Source organism: Halanaeroarchaeum sp. HSR-CO, from assembly GCF_024972755.1.
GTDB lineage: Archaea > Halobacteriota > Halobacteria > Halobacteriales > Halobacteriaceae > Halanaeroarchaeum.
Window position 1 is genome coordinate 1,372,508 of sequence record NZ_CP087724.1, and the last position, 23,108, is coordinate 1,395,615.

The following is a 23,108-nucleotide window of genomic DNA, read 5'->3' on the forward strand; positions in this document are numbered from 1 at the left end:
ACCCTCGGTGTCGTCTTGCTGCTCGGCATCACGTTGCTGAGCGTCGGTGCCCTGGCCACCTTCGGGAGTGCAGCCATCGACGATACCCGGCACTCCGTCGACGTCCAGAGTGCAGAACACGCCCTGAGTCAGCTCGATTCGAGGGTTTCGCTGGTCGCCCTGAGCGAGGCGGACCGACAATCAGTGGCTCTGGGTCGGGGCCGGCAAGGCACGTATACAGTTCACCCGGACGCGGGACAGATCACGGTTACACACCTGAATTACTCGAATAACGGGGACGAACATGTCCTCTACAACGACAGTCTGGGGGAGGTACGGTACGATACCGGAGAGACGACACTTGCGTATCAAGGTGGGGGCGTATGGCGCTCGGCATCGAGTGGGGGGAGTTCGATCGTCTCGACGCCCGAATTCCACTATCGGGGTATGACGTTGACACTCCCCATCGTACGTGTAGAAGGCGATGGGTCCGTCTCCGGATCGGCGCAGGCAAACGTGTACTCCAACACGACGTCCGTCTCGATCTATCCAGACCACGACGAGCCTTATCCCGATACTAGCCGGAACTACACCAACCCGGTACACAACGGGACGGTCCAGATAGCCGTCGAGAGCAACTACTACCGGGCCTGGGCGGAGTACTTCGCGTCGAGAACGGACGGTGAGGTGTCGATCGACGACGAGAACGAGACAGCCATCGTCGAACTGGTATCGACCGGCACTTATGGTGATTTCGAGATGCCGATGGATCGTCAGCCTATTGAATTACGGGCCGTGGGAGAGGGCCATCCGTTAGATGACTTTTCGGTCACGATTGCCCCTGACCAACCAGATAGTCAACAGTTCTCGGGGTTCATGTGGTCTCTTTGGGCTGAACAGGGTAACAAACAGTTCGAAATCTCTCTCGAATCGAACGATAAAACCTGTCCGGGAACAGTCGCCGCGACGGTTTATTATTCGGACGGGAGTGAGAAACACGTCTGGTATGATGACGATGCGTACGATATCTATTGCACCGATGCGGATGGAGATGGAGACGAAGAACCAAGGATAACGGCGAATTTCACGAGCGAGGAGGAGATATCCTACGACACGGGCACACCATCCCTCATAGTATTCAAAGACGCTGCCCTTGATGCCAACGAGACTGCGACGTTTGATCAACACGGCGATTCTATTTCGTGGGAGAGTGGAGATGGTGTGTCGTTTACATCGGGCGACACGACGACTATGGACAACGTTACTAACCACTACGTGGGTTTATTGGGCCAAAACGTCGACTTAGTGGTACGAGACGGTCACCACAATGCACAGGCTAACGGCAATAAGGCCGGGGCGATGAATCCGGAAACTTCCTATGGAAACGTGATGCTCAACGAGACCGGCCAGTACGTCACCTACCTCCACGTCTCCGAAAACAACGTTACTGTCGACATACGCTGATCAGATGAGCGTGACGTCCACACGGACAACCTGGACGTAGACGTCGTCGGCCACTACAGTACAGGTGACCTCGTTCCCGGTGACCTCACAGGTGCCGTCGGATTCAGCCGAAAGATGATCGGCCCACGCGTCGGCCCGTGGGGACGCCACAGTGATCGTTACGTTCGCCCCCTCGGCCGGCAAATGTACCACTGACCGATCGGCCACGACGGTTCGGACGAGCACCCGCCCAGACCCCGTGCGGCCGGAATCCCGCGTTCGGGTCACTACCATCGGAACGACTGTCTTCTCGCCGAAAACGAAGGTGGGTTCGCTCCGCATGACGGCGCCGTCGGCGCCCTCCCGAAAGACCGCCCCGTTCGCACTGACGATTTTGGACCCCTCGTCATCCCCGGCGAAGTAGATGGGGGTGAGTGTCGCTTCGTACGAACCCTCGTCCGCAACGGTGACGTTGATAGCCACCGGGTCGCCAAAGTCCAGGGCTGCATCCTGCAATTTGATTTCGGTGCCCCGGGACTGCGCCGTTCCCCGCGTCAAATCGGCAATGTTGGCGTCGAGAACGTCGAAGGCTCGCTCGGCGTTCGACAGTTTCTCCGATTCCCGCACGTCGTTCAGTCCACCGACCCCCATCGTGTACACCAGGCCGACCATACTGATGATAAGAGCAAAGATGAGGGCGTATCCGAGAACATCGCTGACGCCTCTACTTGTCATCGGTGACCTCCAGTGGTCCGGAGTCGGTGGCGTGAATAGTGAGGGGTCCACCGGGATGGCGTGACTCCTCGATTGGTGTCCCGTTGTGTATCGGCACGACGACTCGTTGGTCGGGATTGTCGAGAATGACGACGGCTTCCGCCGCATCCCCATCGGTGACGATGACGACCTCGTATGCCGACCCGGCGATTCGAGTCGGTAAGCTAGCGTCCACGGCGACGTGGCCGTCATCCGTCGAGCGAGCGAGTCGGTCAGCTGTTTCGAGGTTCGCGACGAGTCGCTCGCCGACGACGTTCAATTCGGCTCTTGCGGCCTGGTCTCGTTGCGAGTCGACGAGTGACCCGGCAGCGACGAGGACACCGGTCACGAGGAGCGTCGCGACGACGAGGTTCAACGAGTACCCCAGGACTGTCGAGACGCCACGGTCTACATCCGCCATATCGTCACCTCCACGACGACTACGTTGTACAGATGCCCGTCGTAGGCATCGGGAGCGAAGTAATTTGCGTCCTCGAGCGTCGTGTCCGTGGGCGTTCCGTTCGCATCGAGTATTCGGTCGGTGTCGTAGAGAACGACGGTTCTGGAGGCTTTGACGGCCGTGTCACTGGGTTGGCCGTAGTGCACGAGCCGTCTGTCCTGTATCGTGCCGGACTCTGTCGCGAACGTAACGTCGACGTTGTAGGCGACACCAGCCGAACCGAAGGCCTGTGCAAGATCGTCCCCGAAGGCGGTCGGTGGTGCCTGACCGATGTAGTAGCCGTCGGCAGATGAATTGTGAAATCCACCATCGGACTCGTTCCAGTATCGCAACGTTGGCCCGATGTGTCCGTCTGCGGCCCCGGTCGCGAGGACTCCGGTAGCCGCACTTTCGTACTGTGTCTCGACGTGCTGACTCGCCGTACTCGCGGTAAGCGGGGTGACCGCGGTCACCTGCAGTGCGAAGGCGACACTCGTGATGATGAGGAGGGCGGCAGCGATTCCTTCGAGCGTGTGGCCTTGCCCACGGTCCTCGCTCACCATGTTCTCACCCGCAACTTCGCTTGTTCCCCGTCGTAGGAGACCACACGCCAGGCGGACGTGATCGATCGGCCGTTTGGGACGGGGTCGCCAGTCGTCCCGATCGTTTCGTTCTCCGTTTCGAGGGTGATGTTGTACGAGACGTCCGATCCAAGTGCTAACCGGCTCCGGACGGTATCGTCGCTCTCGTTGAAGAACGTCTCTACCGTCGATGTATCGAGGGCGTACGGCGACCCGTCGACCACGAGTTCGTCCGTCGCCAGGATCGTCGCGGCGCGGTTCGTCTCGACGGGCGCCGAACTGCGGTCGAGGGCGAACGGATCCAGTATCCCTGGGACCATCCCGATGACCATCGAGACGGTCAGAAGGAAGATCGTCGTGCCGATGAGGAAGTCCAGGGTAGTCTGTGCGCGCATTGTTAGATGAACGCGAATACCGCCAGCGCGATGGTTGGGAGCACGATGGCGAACTTGACGCCGGAGAGAATCCTGGCGTCGCGGATGTACCCCGCGATGAACCCGGCGAGGATGCCCTGGATGGTCACGGCGTGGAAGAACAACATGGTGAGCAGTTGGATATCGATGGACCCTCCGAACGAGACGCCACCGGCTGCCGCCCCGCCCCCACCGCCGGTTTGCGTCGAGAGGCCCGCCATCACGTCGAGGAAGCTGACCTTCAGGATGGCCATCACGGCCAGCAGCGTCAGGTAGGTCATGATGATGATGACGACCTGCATTCGGGTCCGTGACTTCCGTTCGCGGTCGATATCGTCCTGGTTTTCGGACGCCTGGGCGGCGGTCGTGAGGACGGCGGATATCTGACTCGACGCTTCCTGTGCCTTGCTCACGAGGTTCACCGTTCGAGAGAGCCGAGGGATGTGATACTTGTTGTTGAACTCGACGAGTGCCTCGTTGAGGCTCGTACCGTAGTTCACTTTGGCGTGGATCTGAGCGAACTCCTCGCCGAGTTTGCCTCTGGACGTGTCGGCCACGGTCCGCATCGCTTCGAGAAGGGTCAATCCCGTGTCGTTCGCACTCGAGAGTTTCCTGAGGTTCTCGGACAGTTTGTCGATGACGAGGTGACGCGAGTAGACGTTCCATTCGTAGAAGATGGCAAGCGGGAGGCCGATAACGTAGAGCGGGAGGTAGGCGTAGAGGACGGTACTGTAGATGGGGTTGTCGACCATCCCCGCGAACGACGTCGGGGCGACACCTGCACGGAAGGCGGCGATGAGCAGGGCGAGAGTGGTCGGTACGGTCAACCCGAGGGTGAACAGCGGGGTGTCCTTGAAGAAGTGGTGCGGATTCCTGAGGAGTTGTGCCGTCTTGTACGTCCCCTCTCGATTCTTGATTCGCGAAAAGATGGACCATTCGCCGACGAAGTCTTCGACGATTCCCATGTCGAGCAGTCCCGGTTCCTTGTCACCTGGATTGCGTTCGTTCGCCAACCGTAGATAGCCGTCACCCGGTTCGTCCTGTTTGACCGTGGATACCAGAACGAGGAAACCGACGCCGACGCCCGGGATCAAGCCGTAAATGGTCGCGTACAGGATCATCTGATCCGCCTGTCCCAGCATGCTCATGATGACGATGACGATGATGAGCAACAGTGGAAACAGCGAGAGGGTCATATACATCTCGCCGAACAACTCGAGGGTTTCCAGGGTGGTCTCCTGCTCCTGTTTCGCGGTCCGCATGTGGCGGTTCTTCTTGTCTTCCAGGAAGTTCGTCATGTCCCCGCCGGAGTTGATGATCGAGAGCATGTCCGTGAGGAACTGGCTCAGTTCGTCACTCGGAGTCTCGAGTGCGCGATTACGGATGGCGGTCCGGTAGTCCACGTCGAAGTACTTCGTCTCCTGGACGATAGAACGGAACTCGAGGGCGACCTCTCCATAAACGTCGTCCGCTTTCGCCATGGATTCGAGAATTTCGAGTTGATTGAGCCCACCCGTGGAGAGCGCGAACATGAACGAGACGGCGTCGGGGAGGAGCATGTTTATCTCCCGCTTTCGACTCGAGGCCCGGGTGTAGGGAATCGCGACGAGACCACCGAATCCGATGGCGAATCCGATGGCTCCGAAGACGATGCCAGTGACCACGACGAGGGCCGGTATCTTCAGAAATTCGAGGGCTGCGAACAATGTCTCGTTGGGAACTGGGAGTCCGATGAGCGAACCGACGTGGACGATTCCCGTGGCGAAGAGGAGGTAGCCGAGCAGGGTTCCGATGATCCAGAGGACGAGTCCACTCACGGCCCCGTACCCGATGGCACGTGAGAGGAAGAGTTCGACCGTCTCGTTCATCCGCGCCTCCGCCAGTTTGCGATCCATATCCGAGACGAAATCGGTCTTGCCGGAGAAGGCCCATTCGTAGAGCGGGTAGAACAGGTCCGCGATCTGGTCTGTCCCCCGGTCGATGCTCTCCGCCGTCGAACTCATCCGTCGAATTCCTCCGACCGAGAGACGTCGGGATCCGTCGTCGATTCCGAGGCCGGTGTCGATCCCGTATCCGCGTCGGAGACGCTTTCGGAATCGATCCACTCCATGTCGTCCGAGGGCGCTGTCTCGGGCACCGCGTCGTGTTCCACGAAGATGTCGCCGTCGTCTTCGAACTCGAGTGCCTGACTGATGTCCGGTGCGTCCGAACCACGATAGGCATCGAAGATGGTCTCGTCTGCTTCCGCGAGGATCTCCTGGGCGTGAGAACGCGTCTCCTCGTCGGGGTCTGGTCGTGGAACCATCTCCTCCTTCTCGGCTTCGACGTCGATGAGGACACTCTCCATCTGTCGCAGGTCGTCGAGAGCCGACTCGAGTTCGCCGTTGGCAATGAGCGCGAGAATCGTCGAGGGGTCGTTGATGTACGCCTGAACCGTGGCGGCGACTTCGGCATAGGTGTTGAGGCCGTTCACGATGAGGTAGGCGAGTACGGCCTCTCGTTCCCGAATCTGCCTGTCGATTTCCTCGTCAGACCAGCCCCGGTCGAACTGTATCTCCTCGAGTGTCGACGATTCGGCAGTGTGGCGATAGGTGTCAGTCTCGGGCCGCCACTGGAAGACGTCGTTGACGTTGATTTCGTCGTTTTCCGGGTCGTACCGTCGTATCTCGGTCAATTCGCGACTGCGTCGAACCTTCTGGCCGCGGACGCGAGTCGAGGTCTGAATAGAGATGAGGTCGAGGGCGGTGAACAACGTCTTCGAGACGTTGATCGGATCGGTGGTGAATCGCTTGATGACCTCGCTGACGTTGTCCGCGTGGAAGGTGGTATAGGTGGTGTGGCCGGTCGACATGACCTGAAAGAGGGTCCGGCCTTCCTCGCCCCTGACCTCTCCCATGATGATGTAGTCCGGACGCTGTCGCAGGGCGGCCTCGAGCAGGTCGAACTCGTCGATATCACCCCTGTCGTCCTCGCCGAAGGAGGGTCGAGTCACCGATGCGATCCAGTTGCGCTGGGGCAACTCGACCTCCCGGGTGTCCTCGATGGAGACGATCTTGGCGTTCGATGGGACGAACAGTGAGACCGCATTCAGACTCGTCGTCTTCCCGGACGCCGTCCCTCCGGCGAACATGAGCGACTTGTTGTTCTCGATGCATAGCCAGAGGAACGCCATCTCCCGGAGGGAGAACGTCTTCCAGTTGATGAGGTCGACCGGGGTGAACGGAATCTCCTTGAACTGGCGGATGGTGTAGTTCGTCCCGTGGTCGGAGACCTCCTTGCCGAGCGTGAGTTGTGCCCGAGAACCGTCCGGCAGTGTGGCGTCGACCTGTGGTTGCCGTTTACTGATGCCCTTGCCCGAGCGCTGAGCCAGCTTCACCACGAAGTCGTCCAGTTGCCGCTTTCCGTGTTCGACGTTCGTAATGAGTTGCTCGTAGTCCGTGTGGTAGACGAACACCGGACTGTTGTATCCGTCGACGGAGATGTCCTCGACGTTGATGTCGTGTTTGATCCCGTCGATTCGTTCGTAGCCAATGAAATTTCGCTTGAGGACGTAGAGGAGTTTCTCAACCTGGAACTGGGTGAGCGTGTCGGCATCCGCTTCGATGAGGGCTGGTTCGGGTCGGATCGACATCCCCTCTATCGGGCCTTCTTCTGCGGCGTTCACTGTTCGGTTGAGGCCCCGAGATTCGAGGTACGAAACGGCGAGATTGCCGTATTCACCACCCGCGTCCTCGACGAGTTCGAGGAGACGCTCGACTGTTCCACGTTGCTCGGTCACCGGTCCGGAGTACAGGTCGTACCGTCGCAGGAGTTTTCGCGTTTCGCGCTCGATGACCGCTCGTCGGTCACCCTCATTTCCCTCGACGGCGACGTCGGTTTCGGCGTATTTGATCGCCATTCGGAGTTTCTCGGTCAGGAACTCCTGTAGATCGATCTCTATCGGTGTGAGGTGTGGTTCGACGACGTAGTACTTCTTCTCGTTCTCCTTCTCGGAGTGGAAGATGACCACGAACGCGTACGGTTTGTTCACCCAGTACCGCTCGACCTCGCGGAAATGACGCTTTTTCTCCATCGAGACGGCCTTCTCGAGGGAGTAGCGGGAGACGATGGTTGACTCCCCGTCCACCGTACTGAAGAAGGCGTCCTCGTCGAGGTCAGAATTGACGTCGACCGTGCGCTCGTCGATTACCTCGGCGAGTGCGTTCGCCCGTCTGTTCCCCGAAGAGAGTCGGTTCGGTAGCGCCTCGGGTTCGAACCCGAGGTGGTCCGACTTCTCGAATCGGATGATCTCGTCTTCGTCGTCGCGTGGCCGTGAGCCGTCCGGTCTGTAGTAGTATTCTTGCTTGTAGTGTTCCCAGAGGTACGTGCCTTTGCGGACGGGGGTGGTAGACGGGTCCAGAAATTCGTCGAAGAACGTCTGCATCGATTGTCCGTCCGATGCACACTCTCGTACCCGTTCGAACGCCTCGTCCGGATGGAAGCCGAATTCAGCCGTCGGATCGAACGGTATAGCGGTCCAGTCGACGACAAGGTTGTCGTCGTCTTCCCCGATAAAAGTCACTTCATTGACATCAATGTCATCTTCGTGGTCGACAAGGTAATCTGCCCAGGTATATTCGCCGAGCCGCGCCCCCGAATCGGTGTTCGTAGCGGTCGTCGAGTCGTTCCCTTCCCGACTCGTCTCCACGTCCGCCCCCTCGGCGGCGTCGTCGATGGCCATCGTACCGCCTTTGCGTGACCACTGCATTAAGACCTTGCGTCAATTCTCTGACACAAATGACAGTGGGCTGACGCTATCGGAGATCGACACCGTTCCCACGCAGCGCACGAATCTCACTTCGGACCGATGCGCTGACGAGTTGACGGAACCTGTCCGGTTCGGCATCCAGGGTCGCTCGAAGATTGGCGAAATCGACGCGAGCGATCCGATCGACCAACCGATCCGCGATGATGTCGACGTCGACGGTGTCGACAGTGGCATTGAGCCGGTCGAGTTCTGTCCGCAGGTTGCATGACACTGCATCGTCCACGGTAGTGGCGACGTCGGACGTGGGCGCGGTGGCGGATGGCTCGTCGTCCGGGGGGAACAGAACCGCTCTCCCCCCAGCTTTGTTTCGAACGATAATCCCGGCCGCGGCGCCATCTCGCCAGTGCGAGTTTGGCATCTCCTGTGCAGTGGCGTCGAATTCGCGGGCCGGCAATTCCTTCCTGAACGCCGGTATCGGTGTCAGTCCGATAGTGTCGAAGACCCGCTCTGCCACGTCCGGTGAAACGAACCGCCCCTCGTTTTCAGCCCAGATATCCAGGCCGATGAACGGCGACAGCGCGTTCCAGTCGTACTCGATACCTTCGTACCGAGTGGCGATTCCGTAGAACACGAACTGTGAAACGTCGTCCACACCCGCGCGGAGGCCATCTCGATCGAGTCTGTCCCTGACGAATCCCACCGCCCGTCGAAGTGACAGCGGGGTGGTATCGAAGATCATTCCCTCGGTTCCGAACGTCAGCAGTCCTGATTCGTCCATCGAGAACGCGATCACGGGCCCCGTAGCATATTCCAGAAGCCATAGATGGCCACTATCGAGGACACCCCCGTCGTCATCGACGGGTGGGAGCGGAGGATATGGTCGCATCGAGATTACCTGATTGGCGGAAAAGGGAGGGGGGAGTATGTAATGGTTTTGGGCGTCGTCGATAGCTGGGCCCAGTGGCAGAAAACCGGGTCCGTTCGCGAGCCTCTGCTTGTCCGTGCACGGCCGATGGTCCACGGACCCCGCACACCTGTCGGAAACAATTATTAAGCCAGCTGATGTATCTCTCGTGGGATGCCCAAAGCCTACGTCACCATCGTCACCTCGGCGAAGATGTCTCCCGAGGTCGTCGACCGTCTCGAGGCGGTCGATGCGGTCCTCGAGGCCCACATCGTCGCCGGCGATTTCGACATCATCGCCGAACTCGACGCGAGTGAAACGAAGGACCTTCTCCCGGTCGTAACGAGACGTATCCAGGGGATAGAGGGTGTCGGTCATACCCGGACGTACATCGTCCTCGATTGACGGAACTCGACGGGTCCCGTCGTGTTCGGCGACCGATATTTATTTACTGATTGCACAACACCCTCTGGCAATGGGCGGGGCGCAAACGATCGCATACGTCGCCGGGGACGGTGTCGCCCTCGCAACATCGATCGAGAGGGTCAGTGACGATCTGACGGTACGCCCGCTGGATTCGCCAGGAGCAATTACGACGTCGGAGATATCGGACCTCGACTACGTTCTCCTCGAACATACTCCCTCCTCCCTCGACGCGTTCGAAAATCTCGACAAACTCCGTGACTGGGGGGAGGAGTTTCCGATCGTGCTTCTCACGCGAGAACACGATGCAGACGTCGCCGCCCGGGCCGTCAACGCTGGGTTCGACGGATACGTCCATTGGCAAGATGGGGCGCGAGAAACGGCGTCGGCCGTCCTCGACGTCCTGAATTCCGTGGAGGAGAAGCGTTCGCAGACCGATCGGAAACGAAGACTTGAACGCTACGAGACCATCGTCGAGGTATCGGGGGATCCGGTGTACACGCTCGATGAGGACGGCATCGTCACCTTCGCGAACGAAGCACTGGCGACCATGACGGGTCACGACCTGGACGAGATCATCGGTCACCACGTCTCGGAGATGATGAAAGACGAGCACGTCGCACGGGGTACCGCACTCATCAAAGAGATACTCGACGCAGAAGACCTCTCCTGGGGCACCTTCGAGATGGACGTAGAGACGGTGGGGGGCGAGACCCTGACGTGCGAGAATCACGTTGCCCTCCTGCCGTACGAGGAGTCGTTCAGAGGAACGGTCGGCATTCTTCGTGACGTGACCGATCGCAAGCGTCGAGAAGCGGTGCTCCAAGAGGAGCGTGACCGTCTGAACGCGGTCTTCGAGACCATTCCGGAACCCATCGTTCACGTCCGGTTCGAGGGAGAAGAGCCGATCGTCGAGGACGTCAACACGTCGTTCGTCGAGACGTTCGGGATGGCTGTCGAGGACCTGAACGAACAGTCGATCAACGACGTCATCGTTCCGGAATCCGTTCTCGATGAGGCCAAGGCCATCGACGCGTCAGCCGATACGACCGATTTCGTCGAACGAACGGTACAGCGGAAGACGGTCGATGGAGTCCGGGACTTCGTCCTCCGTGCAACGAGATTCGACGTCAGCGACGGCGATCGGGAGTCGATCGTCGCGTATCTCGACATCACCGAGCAGAAAGAGCGTGAGCGCGATCTGGAACGGCAGAACGAACGACTCGACCAATTCGCCAGCGTCGTCTCGCACGACCTGCGGAATCCATTGAACGTGGCATCGGGACGGGTCGAACTGGCCCGGGAGGACTGTGACTCACCTCACCTCTCGGACGTCGCGACCGCCCTGAACCGGATGGAGGGATTGATACAGAACCTGCTCACACTCGCGAAATACGGTGATCCAGTCACCGACGAGGTGGCATTGAGCCTCGAGTCCATCGCTCGAGCGAGCTGGGAGAGCGTCGACACGGGTGCGGGGGCGACACTCGAGGTGGCCGCTGACTGGGCGTTCGTCGGTAATCACGCCCGCGTGCAGAGTCTCTTCGAGAACCTCTTTCGAAACGCGATCGATCACTGTGGCGACGCCGTCTCCGTCCGGGTGACACCGATAGATAGTGGGTTCGCGATCGAGGACGACGGACCGGGGTTACCGGACGACGATATCGACGTGTTCGAAGGCGGAGTGTCGACCGACCCCGACGGGACGGGCTTCGGGTTGCATATCGTGGCCGAGATCGTCGAGGCACATGGATGGACGATCTCGACGGCGAGCGGGATCAACGGGGGAGCCCGGTTCGAGATAACCGGTGTCGAAACCCCTTCGTAAGGCGGTCCGCTAGGAACGGTATGGGCGACGACGCCGACGTCGATGGACTCCTGCAGGTGACGGACGACGGGACCGTCCCGGCTCCCGACTGGTACGCGGCGTACGAGGGCCCCGTCGAGATCGTTACGCCTGCGTTCTCGATCGTCATCGAGAGCCGGGATACGGTGAACGATTCGCCGCGGAAACTCGCTGGTGAAATTGCACCGTTTCCAATGGATACCGACGCTTGGCATCGATACGGTACTGTGGAGGGCAAGGGACTCGACAAAGAGACCGCCGATAAGACGGCACGGACGCATCCAGACAAGATCCTCTTCGAGCTGTCGGACGAGCAACGGCTGTATCGGATCGCGGGATTGACGTCCATCGAGGCGCGCCGAGACTGCTGACTCGGCGGGCCAACAGCAGTTCGTGGATATCGGAGCGCTCAAGGTGGTCCAATCGACCTATAGAAGTATGTCTGGTGATTTTGTCGACTCGATTGCGTGTCTGTACTCCGCGACCGTGACCGAATCGGACGGTTCCTACGTTGTAGAGGTCCCAGAACGGGAGATTAAACTCGGCGATGTCGATCCCGAAAGTACGGTTCGTGTGGCGATACTTCGAGACGATTCGGACGATACTGCGACGCCACAACCATCTCCTTCGGCGTCCCGGCAACCGGCAGAGCACCCGGAACCGCCGGTGGAAGAAGGGGATGTGCGTGAGGTGACCATCGAGAGCACCGGTGATCAGGGAGATGGCATCGCGAAGGTCGACCGTGGATTCGTCGTCATCGTCCCCGGGGCGAGACCTGGCGACGACGTGACGGTGGAGATAGAGTCGGTGCAGCCGAACTACGCCGTTGCCAACGTGGTCGGAGACGAATCCGCCGCCACCTGGTGAAGCGATTCGGTCCCGGCTTTCCGCATCACTCGTGAGTGGATACGACGCTGCGGCGCTCCCGCTTTGGCTTCTCCTTCCGGTCTCCGTGTACTGTCAGTCTCACAAAACCGTCTCGGCGGTTCGCTTCCCATCCACGATCCGACCGACGATTCCGGCTCGACTCGTGTAACTCGAACAGATCGCGATACCATCCGGAATCGAGAGCTCGTCCAGCGCCGCCCACGATCGGTCGTATGCAGGCATTCCGGGCCGGAGGACCTCGACGGAGAGCGGACTCGCCGAAGAACCGGTGATGGACTCGAACTCCAGTGCCGCCTTCTCACCGATCGTCTTCTCGTCTCGTGCAAGGAGGTCCGTGTCGCCGCTCCCGACGTAGGACGTGTAGATGCCCTCTCGGTCGAGCATACTGTGATTCCACGTACTCCCGTTGGTGATGAACCCGTCGTCGATGACGTGGAAGCCGTGGCCTTCGCGGTCGTACCCCGATTCGAGGTGGACCACCCCGATGGGATTGTACGTGAACCGGTCGAGTGTCCTCGCGACCGACCCATCGATACGCTCCAGCAACGAGGCAGCCGTCGGCGCCGGTGTGGTCACGACGACCGAATCGACGCTGTAGCCGCCGTCGTCGGTGAGGATGGTGAACCCGTCCCCGTCCCGTTCGAGTGCCGTCACGGGAGTGTCGAGATGGATGTCGTCTGCGTGCGTCTCGTAGATGGCGTTCGGGAGTGTCTGCAGTCCGTCCTCGAAGGTGACGATCGGCGGTGTCTCCACACCCTCGAGGAGACGTTTGGCGACGTACAGTAGAATGCTACCGTCGATACCCACGTGCTCAAGGGCCCGACCCAGCGAGTATTCCACGTACATATCCGCCGGATCGGTGCCGTAGAGACCACTGTACAGGGGGGCCATGAACCGGTCTGCAGCTTCAGTTCCGAATTTCCGCCCGAGGAACTCGCTCACCGTCTCGTCGGGTTTCGCCGGTCCGGTCAGTGGCTCGGCGAGGATTCGGGCCTTCCCGCGCCACGACAGCAGATCGGTGCGGAGCGCCGTATCGACCGACAGTGGCATCGGTCGGAGTTCGCCCTCGTAGTAGGCGAACAGAGGCTGGTCGTCGTGACCGAACCGGAGAGCGTCGCGGAGCTCGTACTCATCGACGAGCGTTTCGACGGGTTTCGACAACCGCAACCGCTGGGGACCGAACTCGATGACCCGTCCATCGACCGTCGTCGATCCGACCACGCCGCCTGGGCGCGCCGATGCTTCGAACACCGTAACGTCGGCGCCGCGATTTGTCAGATAATGTGTCGCAGCGAGTCCCGACATACCGGCGCCGATGACACCGACGTTCGGCCGACGCGTCCCGGATACGTCCGACGATATCGTGGCAGTATGGGTGTCGTCGGGGTACACATTCGACGCTACGCAACCACGCTATTAATTCGCGTTGAAACTCGACCCGCGCGTTCACCTGATCGTGGACCGTTCGGCGGGAGAAACAGCGGCGAAAAACGGTGATCGACTGTGTTGACCGATCACCGGGTGGTGGATTGGGTGCCGAGTGGGTTGGTCTGCCGACCGACGGGTTATTGCTCGTCGGAGACGGCCTGGCCGCACTCCGAACACATCGTGCAATCGTGGACCGATACCATCGTGGCGCCGCATCGTGGACAGGTCATGGACAGTTGGACATGGCCGACGCGTGGGTAAATGTCTTTCTCCTTATTGGAAAGCAAAATAGGTGATAGACGGTCCAAGAATGATGATATTGCGGGATGAGTCGGGTTCGACATACGTCGATAGTACACGGATAACGACTCACATTCTACCGGACTCACTCGGATTCGACGGGGCGGCGTGTGACCAGTATAGGACGGTCTGCGGTCCGGATGGACCGCTCGGAGACACTTCCGAGGAAGGTGCGTTCGAACGCCCCCTTGCCGTGTGATCCGAGGACGATGAGATCGATGTCGTGATTCGTCGCGTACGCGCCGATCTCTTCGTGGGGACTGCCTGGACAGACCTCGGTGACGGTTGCGAGTCCAGTCCCTTCGACCGTCTCTTCGAGGTCCGCGAGTGCCCGTTCTCCCGATCGGGTGAGCGACTCCTCGACGAGCTGATTGCGAGTGAACGCAACATCGACGACGTAGAGGCCGTGGATCGTCGCGTCGAACTGCGTCGCGATATCGACGGCCGTCTCGGTCGCGTGAATCGCGTCGTCACTACCGTCCGTGGCGACCAGGAGATCCGAATACCGGTCCTCGATCGGGGGTGCGTCTGTAGGGACGGTGAGTACCGGCCGCTGTGATTGCCTGATCACCGATTCGGTCACGCTACCAAGCAGGAGACGCGAAACTCCACTTCGGCCGTGGGTTCCCATGACCACCAAGTCGACGTCGTGTTCGTCTGCATAGGACGATATTCGATGGGCAGGTCGCCCTTCGAGTAGTGCAGTCGTGACAGCGACTTCCTGCGTCCCGCAGTGGTCCTCGACGGTTTCGAGCGCCGTTTCGCCCTCCTGTTCTAAAGCCGTCATGACGGATTCGCTATCCACCCCGCCTTCGAAATCCGCGGCGTACGTTACGTTCAAGACGTACAGTCCGTGAACGGTCGCGTCGTACGCGCTGGCAAGTAACGTCGCGTGTTCGAGTGCCCGTTCGGCGTTCTCGCTCCCATCAGTCGGGACTAGAATGTCATCGAACATGTGCTTCAATTTAAACAACTCACGGAGTACTAATAAACGTAGGTGGCGGTTCTCGAATTCCCTCCACGTGACCCAGCAAGATTGGATACCACCCGAACACTCAAGATGTCGTCAATGTTCGATAGTGTTGGTCCGTGCGCCATCGGTCGACGTGCCCTATCGTCCGGGAGCGCGGACCGTCCGCGACGGGTCGCTGGCGGTCGTGCGCTTCGACCCGTCGTGATATTCGCCATCTCCGGCGGCAGCGATACTATTAGATGGGTATCGACCGTCTATCCCGGTATGGGAGTGAAACGTCTCGTCAAAGCGTTCGCGGCGTTCACCGTCTTCGCGGTGGCTGCATCGACTATCTACCACTACTACGTCGACGGGAAGACACCCTCGTCGGCCATGTTCCAGGCACTCGACGAGTACACGTCAGTGATGAACGGTTTCGTCACGACGGCACTCGACCTCGCCGACCAGTACCGGAGCTGACGGCCGATAGCCTGGTCGGCCCACTTCGTGTGAGATTCAGGAGAACGACGCGGCGCGGCGTCCGCGGCCAGTGCCTCAGACGTCTCGCCGTCGGAACCACTCCGCGGCCGCAATCAGGAGGGTTCCGGCGGCTGCGAGGAGGATGAGTGCCCCTGCGACGTCGTATTCGCTGTTGACGAGTATCTCCGTCGGGTCGAAGTAGTGGGTCGGACTGAACAGTCCCAGCCACTCGAAGTCGGAATTGGCCGTGACCGATTCGAGCGTGAACAGAGCGAAGATGATACCGAGGCCCGCCCGTTGCGGGATATCGGAGCGATCGAACAGGACCGAGAGGACGAGGCCGATGGCGGCAGTCAGTAGCAGATACGGGATGGAGAACGCGTGGAGGACGACGAGATCGACGAGGGACATCGCTTCGCCGATGCTGATCACGGCCGCGAGGACGACGACCGGCATGACGAGATTGATGGCGACGATCGGGACCAGCAGAGAGAGGTACTTCTCGACGATGAATCGCTTTCTCGAGACGGGGGTCGCTAGGATGAGATCGATTCGCCCCGATTCTATCTCACCGGCGACGAGGTCGCCGCCGAGGTACGCGAAATAGAGCCCCATCATCAGGACCCAGATGAACTGATACACCTCGACGGAGAGGAACCCCTCGATGGTCGTTATCGCCTCGACGCCGAAACTCGCGACGATGGCATCGGGCAGTGCCTGGACGTACTCGTCGAAGGCGTCCCCGACGGAGGCGATGGTCGGGAACATGTAGACGAGGACGTAGAGATAGAAACTCAACACCACGATGAGCGTGAGCGTCCCCCGGGACCGCTGACGGGCCTCGTATTTCAGGATGTCAGTCATCCTCGTCACCGTAGTAATGCAAAAATACCTCCTCCAGCGGCGGTTCTTCGATCTCCATGTCGACGATGGAGTACGCCGAGAGCGTCTCGAGGAGGCGATTGTAATCGCCAGTGAACGTAAAGCGGGTCACTTTGCCCACCTGTTCGACCTCGATGATCCCATCGAGATCGAATGCCTCGACGTCGACCGGTTCGTCCGTATTGATCCGGACCCGTTTGCCGCCCTTCCTGAGCAGCGATTCGATGTTCTCTAGGGCGACGAGTCGTCCGTCCCGAATGATTCCGACCCGGTCGCAAACGCGGCGCACCTCGCCGAGGACGTGAGAGGAGAACAGAACCGTCGTCCCCGCTGCACGTTCTGCTCTGAGAAACGAGTTCAACCGCTCCTGCATGAGGGGATCCAGCCCCCGCGTGGGTTCGTCCATCACCACGAGGTCGGGGTCGTGCATGAAGGTCTGGATGATGCCAAGCATCTGTCGATTGCCGCTGGAGTACTCCCGGATCTTCCGGTCCAGTGGCGGCTGGAAGAGATCCGTCATCTCGTCGAGTCGGTCGTCCCCTTTGAGGCTCGCCTGGTACTCGAGAAACGAGTGACCCGTCACGGACTCGGTGAAGTGCAATTCGCCCGGGAGGTAGCCGATGTCGCGTTTCGCCTCTAGCAGGGCGTCCTCATCCCGGATATCCGCTCCGAGGACGGTGGCGGTCCCCTCCGTGGGTGAGAGAAATCCGAGCAGCGTCCGCAACGTCGTCGTCTTCCCGGCTCCGTTGGGTCCGAGGTAGCCGAAGATCTCCCCCGGCTCGACACTAAACGTGAGGTCGTCGTTCGCGATCGTCTCGCCGAACGCCTTGGTCAGGCCGGAGACGTCGATTATGGCCATGGTAATCTACTGGTTGAGCCACCACCAGCCCGCGACAAGAACCAGAACGACGACGAACGCCGCGATGACCAGGTTCGTCGTACTTCCAGCCGGGCTGTCGGGGGTTGTTATCTGTATCTCGACGAGTGTCGGGCCCGTGGATACGGACCGATCATCGGGGCCACTCGCGTTGACTGTGAGGGGCAGGGCATCCGTCGTCTCAACTGCGTCCTCGGGAGTCGTCACTTCGAAGTAGAGCATGGCTGACTCCCCTGGATCGAGTGTCGCAACGTACGAGGTCCGTGTCGCGCTTTCGTACGGTGGTCGTATCTCGAGTCTGGCGTGCACGTCCGTCAGCGGGACGTCACCAGTATTCGTGACTCGAACGGCGAACTGGTTCGATTCGTCGACGCCGAACGTGTTGTTCACCGGTTCGAATTCGAGCACGTCGGTCGCTGCAGGGATGTCTGCGGTGAAGGTCACGGGCTGGGACTCGTAGGAGCGATCATCGTCTCGTTCGTACTCTATTGTGGAGACGAACTGTCGTTCCTCCGCCGCCGTGTCGGGTCCCGTCTCCAGTTCGAACGTGACGTCGGTCGATTCGCCAGGTTCGAGGGTCCCGGCAGTCGCGGTAGCATCTGTCAACCGAACGGTTTCGCTCGCTGTCGAGACGGAAGACAGGACGGAATAGACCGTTTGGCCGCCCGTGTTCGTGAGCGATGCGTGGACCGTGATCGTGTCTCCGTAGCCGGTCGTTCGGACGTCGTCGTAGGAAAACGTCTGTCTCGGCTCGGGGGTGACACCGATCGACCGAGACGGTGCGGTCGTCTCGATGCCGTTCTCGTCGTCGTAGATCGGTGATATCGTCAGCGCGTACTCGCGCTGGGTCGCGTCCTCGGTGAGACCGACGTCGAACTCCAGGGTCCGGTTCTCTCCGGGTGGCCACTCGCCGACGTGCTGTATTCCGGTGCTCGCCCCCTCGACGGTGAGTGCGCTGTTCGTCGATTCGAAGACGACCCGGGAGTCATCTGCGACCGTGGTTCCGTTATTCGACATCGTGACCCGGACCGGGCCTCGCTCGCCGATACGGACCGACGAGGTCACACTGTTGATCTCGAACTGCGGTCGTTCGGGGACGCGGACGTCGGCGAAGACCGTCGTCGTCTCACGTTCGTCACCGTCGAATTCGTACGTGACAGCGAGCGGGATGCGGTACTCCCCTGCTGGTGTATCGGTTGGAACGGCCAGTCGAACCGCGGCCGCTCTCGTCTCGCCATCGCCCATCGAGCCGAGCTTCTCCGGCCCCGATCGAACGTCGAATGGCGTCTCCCCTGCCGCTGGCTCGACGCGAACGTTCGTCGCCGTCTCTACTTGGTCGTCGACGTCTTCCGCGTCGTTCTCGAGGTGGACCGTCAGCACCTGTTCGGCGCCGGGCGTGAGTCTGGGTTCGGAGACGGTGGTCACGAATCGCGGGTCGTCGATGGCCGCCACGGGAGTGGGAACCATCGACAGCACAACCAGTGCCGCCACGAACCAGGGGAGGGCTCGACCGTTCACTGAGCCACCCTCCGTGGATGCGCGTTACATTCGGGCGTCATATATGTTCGATTATATATTCACTCACCTGGGAGTTAGGTCTTTGCCCGATTCGTCTCCGAGAAATCGCGTCTACCATCGTTCAGACGGTCGCAATCCGTCCATGGCCCGTTCTGAACCTTTCGGCGGGTCGGAACTGTTCGACCAACAGCCATATGCCACCGCTCCGGCCACCACAGACATGCACAGATTCGACACCGACCGGGGACGTAAAGACGCCTGGTCCGATACGAGGAGCCAGGATCAGTAGCATGTCGGAACAGCAGCCAAAAGACGCGGGCCTGCGCAGCGCCGAGGTGACGGAGGGTGCAGATAGGGCACCCCATCGCTCCCTGTTCAGGGCGGCGGGACTCGAGGACGACGATATCCACAAGCCGCTCATCGGCGTGGCGAACTCCTGGAACGAGATCGTTCCGGGCCACGTCCACCTCGACGAGCTGGCCGAGTACGTCAAGGAAGGGATCAGCGAGGCTGGGGGCACGCCGCTGGAGTTCAACACCATCGCCGTCGACGACGGCATCGCCATGGGGCACGACGGGATGCGGTCGAGTCTCCCCTCACGTGAAACCATCGCGGACTCCGTCGAACTGATGACCAACGCCCATCGGTTCGACGGGATCGTCGCGCTCGCATCCTGCGATAAGATCGTTCCGGGGATGTTGATGGCCATCGCGCGTCTCGACATCCCTGCCATCGTCGTCACGGGCGGGCATATGGCGGCCGGCGAGTTCGACGATGAGCCAGCCGACCTGGCCTCGGTCTTCGAAGGGGTCAGCAAGTACAACGAGGGGGAGATGACCGAGGACGAACTCTACGCCCTCGAGTGCAACGCTTGCCCCGGTGAGGGTTCGTGTGCCGGGATGTTTACCGCCAACACCATGGCCTGTGTCACGGAGACGCTGGGACTCTCCTGGACTGGGTGTGCGACCGTCGGTGCGACAGACACCCGGAAACGGACGATCGCGAAGCAGAGTGGCCAGGAGATCCTGCGACTCGTCGAGGAGAATATCCGCCCGTCAGACCTGCTGACCCGCGAGTCCTTCGAGAACGCCCTCATGGTCGATCTGGCGCTCGGCGGCAGTACGAACACGATGTTGCATCTGCCGGCCATCGCACAGGAGGCGGGAGTCGACGTCACCCTGGAGGATTTCGACGAGGTGGCCGACAGGACCCCTCATCTCGCGCATATGAGCCCGTCCGGTCCGTGGCGGATGGAGCACCTCCGCGACGACGGTGGCGTCCCGGCGGTTCTGACGCAGTTGTCCGAGCAACTCCACCTCGACCGCCCGACCGTGGATCGAAAGACCATCGGCGACCGAATCGATGAGGCGGAGTGGGGCGGTGCAGTCGTCCAGCCGCGAGACGATCCCGTACACGAAGACGGTGGATTGGCCGTCCTTCGGGGGAACATCGCCCCCGATGGCGCCGTCGTGAAGGCCGCCGCGATGGACGACGAGATGCGCCAGTTCGAGGGACACGCCCGCGTGTTCGAATCACAGGAGGCAACACTCGAGGCACTCGACGGTGGCGAAATCGATCCTGGCGACGTCATCGTCATCCGGTACGAGGGGCCTCGTGGTGGTCCTGGCATGCCGGAGATGCTCGAACCGACGTCGAAGGTGAGCGGTTCGCCACGTCTCTCCGGGACGGTGGCGCTGATCACCGACGGCCGGTTCTCCGGTGCGACCCGGGGTGCGGCAATCGGCCACGCGAGCCCCGAGGCCGCCGCTGGGGGACCGATCGCCCTGGTCGAAGATGGCGATACCATCGAGATCGACGTCGACGAGGGGCGCCTTGATCTGGCGGTTTCCGACGAGGAACTACGCGAACGGGCGGATGCCTGGACACCACCGACGATCGAGGCGACGGGCGTCCTCGAACGGTACGCGGCGATGGCGACCAGTGCGTCGACGGGCGGGATATTGGAGGCTCCGGATCGAACGGCGTCGACAGAAATCCGCTTCGAGTAACGCCGGGGATCGTTCGCTCTTTACCTGACGTACGAGGCGTATTCGCGCCAGTGGCGGACCGACCAGAACGCGAGTCCGCTTCCGATGAGGGCGGCGGCGACCAGATAGAGGATGAGATTGGAGACCAGCACTTCGTCGGGGTTGGCCATCGCATACGTGAGCCCCTCGCCGGCGAGTGTCACGACCGCGAATATCGTCACCGTGAGTCCGAGGGTGGCCACCAGTATCTGTGTCCCCTCGAGGTTCGGTCGCTCCAGCAAGAAGAGGGCGGCGACGAATCCGATGGCCATCAGCAGGACGTAGACTGGAAAGCGGTCGGCGAACCCATTTGCCTGGTTCGTCAACAACGCCAGGATACCGAGAAACGACGCCGTGAGCAATATCGTAGAACCGATGATGGGAATCACGGCTCGGCCGACAGTTCCCACATCGAACGATTGCCCAGGAGAGTTCATTGTTCTCCGATTACCAGCGCGCGCCTAAAGTCTACTGGGCCAAGGGTCGCACAGCAAGTATTTACCGCCGGGACGGAAAATCAGGGTAGAAGATGTCGACGGAGGATGCCGAACAACTCGTCATCTCGGACGACGGGATTTCGCTACCAGCCATCGAGGTGTTGACCGGGCGTGGCGTGATATTCGGCAAGAGTGGATCCGGAAAGAGCAACTCGGCCAGTGTCATCATCGAGGAACTACTGGAACGGGGATTCCCCCTGCTCATCGTCGACATCGAGGGTGAGTACTATACCCTCAAGGAACGATACGAGGTCATCCACATCGGCGCGACGGACAAGGCGGACATGCCCCTTCGCGAGACGGAACCCGAGGAGGTGGTGACCCTCTGTCTCGACCGGAACCGACCGGTCATCATCGACCTCTCTGAGGTTATGGATATGGACCCGGCAGAGTACTTCGTCGACCAGGTCATCACGATCCTGTTCAGTCGGGAGAAGGAGGCCCGGAAACCGTTCCTCGTGGTCGTCGAGGAGATTCACGAATTCCTGCCACAGCAAGGGGGGCTGGACGACCTCGGGGAGACGCTCATCCGGATCGCCAAACGGGGACGGAAACGCGGTCTCGGGTTGGCCGGGATGTCCCAGCGACCGGCGGCCGTCGACAAGGAGTTCATCACGCAGTGCGACTGGCTGGTCTGGCATCGTCTGACCTGGAAGAACGACACCCAGGTCGTCCAGTCCATTCTGGGCTCGGAGAAGGCCCAGGAGGTGCAAGAGCTCGCCACGGGAGAGGGCATCATGATGACCGACTGGGACGAGATGATCCGCACCGTCAAGTTCCGTCGGAAGCGCACCTACGACGCGGCCGACACGCCCACGATATCACCGGAGAACCGACCGGATCTGACGACGGACGGGACGACATCGACGGTCACGTCCCAACAGAGCCCCGAACGGACCGAACCGTCGGAGACGGCGGAAGACGCCGTCACGAATGGAAATGGGTCGGACGCCCCGGCAGAATCGGAGCCGTCTTCGGCCGGACAGTCGGCCGAATCGACGAATGGAGAGGGGGACGACGGGCACGACCCCGAAGCCACTCCCGCCCCAGCAGAACGGACCCAACCGGCAGCGCGGACGGACGAGACCGACTCTGGCGATGCGGATGACGGATTGCACATCAAGAGCTTCGAACCGCCAGGCAGCCAGCGACGAACGGCGAATACGGAGTCGAGTGGCGGGCCGAGCGCATACGGGACACCACCGACCACTCGCGAGGATTCCGTCACCGACGTCCCAAAGAAGCACGCCGACCCACCGTTCGAAGACGGCGACTCCAGGACGGCCCTCTGGGAACTCGGCCATATGGTCGCCTACGTCGTCGCAACCGTCCTCGCTATCGTGGCCCGTACTGGCCGGAACGCCATCGAGTACGCGAAGGGGACAGAAGCGGGGCCATTCGATCCGCTCGAACCGGCGTCGACGGAGAACGGTACTGCACCACTCTCCCGCGACCAGATGGTGCTGGTCATCTCGGGGTTGTTGCTTTTGGTCATCCTCGTCCTCGGGTTCGTGATGGCCTGAATCGGCCCGGTCCAGGTACGTTTATATCACCCCATTGTCACAGTTCGAACGGGACCGATGTTTCACGGGAACACCGCGACCGTGTTCGTCACACAATCCCCCGGGACGGAGCGGACGGTCTATCATACCACGACGGACTGTCCGGTCCTCCCGGGTGCGTACACCTCGATGGAACGGTCGCTCGCCCGTGAGCGAGGCCTTCGCGAAT

General features: G+C 60.8%; 20 protein-coding genes and 1 pseudogene. 8 read left to right on the top strand and 13 right to left on the bottom strand.

Annotated elements, in window-relative coordinates; translation table 11 throughout:
* The first annotated feature begins 15 nt into the window (after positions 1 to 15).
* Complete coding sequence (locus HSRCO_RS07135) at positions 16 to 1,443, top strand: hypothetical protein (RefSeq protein WP_259519758.1); 1,428 nt, start codon at positions 16 to 18, stop codon at positions 1,441 to 1,443.
* On the opposite strand, the gene HSRCO_RS07140 is transcribed toward HSRCO_RS07135, so the two are convergent.
* The 7 genes and pseudogenes from HSRCO_RS07140 to HSRCO_RS07170 all read right to left on the bottom strand — a co-directional run bounded on the left by HSRCO_RS07140 (position 1,444) and on the right by HSRCO_RS07170 (position 9,133).
* Positions 1,444 to 2,157 (bottom strand): hypothetical protein, encoded by a 714-nt coding sequence (locus tag HSRCO_RS07140; protein ID WP_259519759.1) that lies wholly within the window; start codon positions 2,155 to 2,157, stop codon positions 1,444 to 1,446.
* Positions 2,147 to 2,596: a hypothetical protein gene (locus HSRCO_RS07145; RefSeq protein ID WP_259519760.1), complete on the bottom strand. Its 450-nt coding sequence runs from the start codon at positions 2,594 to 2,596 to the stop codon at positions 2,147 to 2,149. The genes HSRCO_RS07140 and HSRCO_RS07145 overlap by 11 nt, the downstream gene beginning before the upstream one ends.
* Entirely contained in the window at positions 2,584 to 3,177 is a 594-nt protein-coding gene (locus HSRCO_RS07150) for a hypothetical protein (protein WP_259519761.1), read from the bottom strand. The genes HSRCO_RS07145 and HSRCO_RS07150 overlap by 13 nt, the downstream gene beginning before the upstream one ends.
* Positions 3,171 to 3,590 carry a hypothetical protein gene (locus HSRCO_RS07155; protein WP_259519762.1) on the bottom strand — a complete coding sequence of 140 codons (420 nt, stop codon included), beginning with the start codon at positions 3,588 to 3,590 and terminating at the stop codon, positions 3,171 to 3,173. Before HSRCO_RS07155 ends, HSRCO_RS07150 begins: the two co-directional genes overlap by 7 nt.
* Before the next feature lie 2 nt (positions 3,591 to 3,592).
* Positions 3,593 to 5,611 (bottom strand): type II secretion system F family protein, encoded by a 2,019-nt coding sequence (locus HSRCO_RS07160; RefSeq protein WP_259519763.1) that lies wholly within the window; start codon positions 5,609 to 5,611, stop codon positions 3,593 to 3,595.
* 26 nt (positions 5,612 to 5,637) lie between these two features.
* Positions 5,638 to 8,328 (bottom strand): annotated as a pseudogene (locus tag HSRCO_RS07165) (type II/IV secretion system ATPase subunit); the annotation flags it as partial.
* A 73-nt stretch (positions 8,329 to 8,401) separates the two neighbouring features.
* The gene (locus tag HSRCO_RS07170; RefSeq protein WP_259516893.1) at positions 8,402 to 9,133 is read right to left on the bottom strand and encodes a hypothetical protein; all 732 of its coding nucleotides are present in this window, start codon (positions 9,131 to 9,133) and stop codon (positions 8,402 to 8,404) included.
* Between the two features lie 300 nt (positions 9,134 to 9,433).
* Here HSRCO_RS07170 and HSRCO_RS07175 point away from each other — a divergent pair, with 300 nt between their 5' ends.
* The 4 genes from HSRCO_RS07175 to HSRCO_RS07190 all read left to right on the top strand — a co-directional run bounded on the left by HSRCO_RS07175 (position 9,434) and on the right by HSRCO_RS07190 (position 12,395).
* Positions 9,434 to 9,664, top strand: a complete 231-nt coding sequence (locus tag HSRCO_RS07175) for an Lrp/AsnC family transcriptional regulator (protein WP_259516894.1) — start codon at positions 9,434 to 9,436, stop codon at positions 9,662 to 9,664.
* A 70-nt stretch (positions 9,665 to 9,734) separates the two neighbouring features.
* Positions 9,735 to 11,510 (top strand): PAS domain-containing sensor histidine kinase, encoded by a 1,776-nt coding sequence (locus HSRCO_RS07180; protein ID WP_259516896.1) that lies wholly within the window; start codon positions 9,735 to 9,737, stop codon positions 11,508 to 11,510.
* Positions 11,511 to 11,530: 20 nt separating this feature from the next.
* Positions 11,531 to 11,899 (top strand): hypothetical protein, encoded by a 369-nt coding sequence (locus HSRCO_RS07185; protein WP_259516898.1) that lies wholly within the window; start codon positions 11,531 to 11,533, stop codon positions 11,897 to 11,899.
* 67 nt (positions 11,900 to 11,966) lie between these two features.
* Positions 11,967 to 12,395, top strand: coding sequence for a TRAM domain-containing protein (locus HSRCO_RS07190; RefSeq protein ID WP_259516900.1), 429 nt, complete (start codon positions 11,967 to 11,969; stop codon positions 12,393 to 12,395).
* 99 nt (positions 12,396 to 12,494) lie between these two features.
* Here HSRCO_RS07190 and hemG read toward each other — a convergent pair whose 3' ends face one another.
* Positions 12,495 to 13,778 carry a protoporphyrinogen oxidase gene (gene hemG, locus HSRCO_RS07195; protein WP_259519782.1) on the bottom strand — a complete coding sequence of 428 codons (1,284 nt, stop codon included), beginning with the start codon at positions 13,776 to 13,778 and terminating at the stop codon, positions 12,495 to 12,497.
* A gap of 451 nt (positions 13,779 to 14,229) precedes the next feature.
* On the bottom strand, positions 14,230 to 15,099 hold the full coding sequence (locus HSRCO_RS07200) for a universal stress protein (protein ID WP_259516901.1): 870 nt from the start codon (positions 15,097 to 15,099) through the stop codon (positions 14,230 to 14,232).
* Positions 15,100 to 15,381: 282 nt separating this feature from the next.
* On the opposite strand from HSRCO_RS07200, the gene HSRCO_RS07205 reads away from it, so the two are divergent.
* Complete coding sequence (locus HSRCO_RS07205) at positions 15,382 to 15,576, top strand: hypothetical protein (RefSeq protein ID WP_259516903.1); 195 nt, start codon at positions 15,382 to 15,384, stop codon at positions 15,574 to 15,576.
* A 75-nt stretch (positions 15,577 to 15,651) separates the two neighbouring features.
* Here HSRCO_RS07205 and HSRCO_RS07210 read toward each other — a convergent pair whose 3' ends face one another.
* Genes HSRCO_RS07210 through HSRCO_RS07220 form a run of 3 tightly spaced genes read right to left on the bottom strand, consistent with a single transcriptional unit; the run spans position 15,652 to position 18,853 of the window.
* Positions 15,652 to 16,440, bottom strand: a complete 789-nt coding sequence (locus tag HSRCO_RS07210) for an ABC transporter permease (protein WP_259516904.1) — start codon at positions 16,438 to 16,440, stop codon at positions 15,652 to 15,654.
* Positions 16,433 to 17,317: an ABC transporter ATP-binding protein gene (locus HSRCO_RS07215; protein ID WP_259516906.1), complete on the bottom strand. Its 885-nt coding sequence runs from the start codon at positions 17,315 to 17,317 to the stop codon at positions 16,433 to 16,435. The genes HSRCO_RS07210 and HSRCO_RS07215 overlap by 8 nt, the downstream gene beginning before the upstream one ends.
* 6 nt (positions 17,318 to 17,323) lie before the next feature.
* Positions 17,324 to 18,853, bottom strand: coding sequence for a COG1361 S-layer family protein (locus HSRCO_RS07220; RefSeq protein WP_259516908.1), 1,530 nt, complete (start codon positions 18,851 to 18,853; stop codon positions 17,324 to 17,326).
* Between the two features lie 290 nt (positions 18,854 to 19,143).
* Here HSRCO_RS07220 and ilvD point away from each other — a divergent pair, with 290 nt between their 5' ends.
* Entirely contained in the window at positions 19,144 to 20,862 is a 1,719-nt protein-coding gene (gene ilvD / locus HSRCO_RS07225; RefSeq protein ID WP_259516909.1) for a dihydroxy-acid dehydratase, read from the top strand.
* A 20-nt stretch (positions 20,863 to 20,882) separates the two neighbouring features.
* Here ilvD and HSRCO_RS07230 read toward each other — a convergent pair whose 3' ends face one another.
* A complete protein-coding gene (locus HSRCO_RS07230; RefSeq protein WP_259516910.1) occupies positions 20,883 to 21,317 on the bottom strand; it encodes a hypothetical protein in 435 nt (144 codons plus the stop codon).
* Positions 21,318 to 21,409: 92 nt separating this feature from the next.
* Between HSRCO_RS07230 and HSRCO_RS07235 the strand changes: the two genes are divergently transcribed.
* On the top strand, positions 21,410 to 22,900 hold the full coding sequence (locus tag HSRCO_RS07235) for a helicase HerA domain-containing protein (RefSeq protein ID WP_259516911.1): 1,491 nt from the start codon (positions 21,410 to 21,412) through the stop codon (positions 22,898 to 22,900).
* Positions 22,901 to 23,108: the final 208 nt, after the last annotated feature.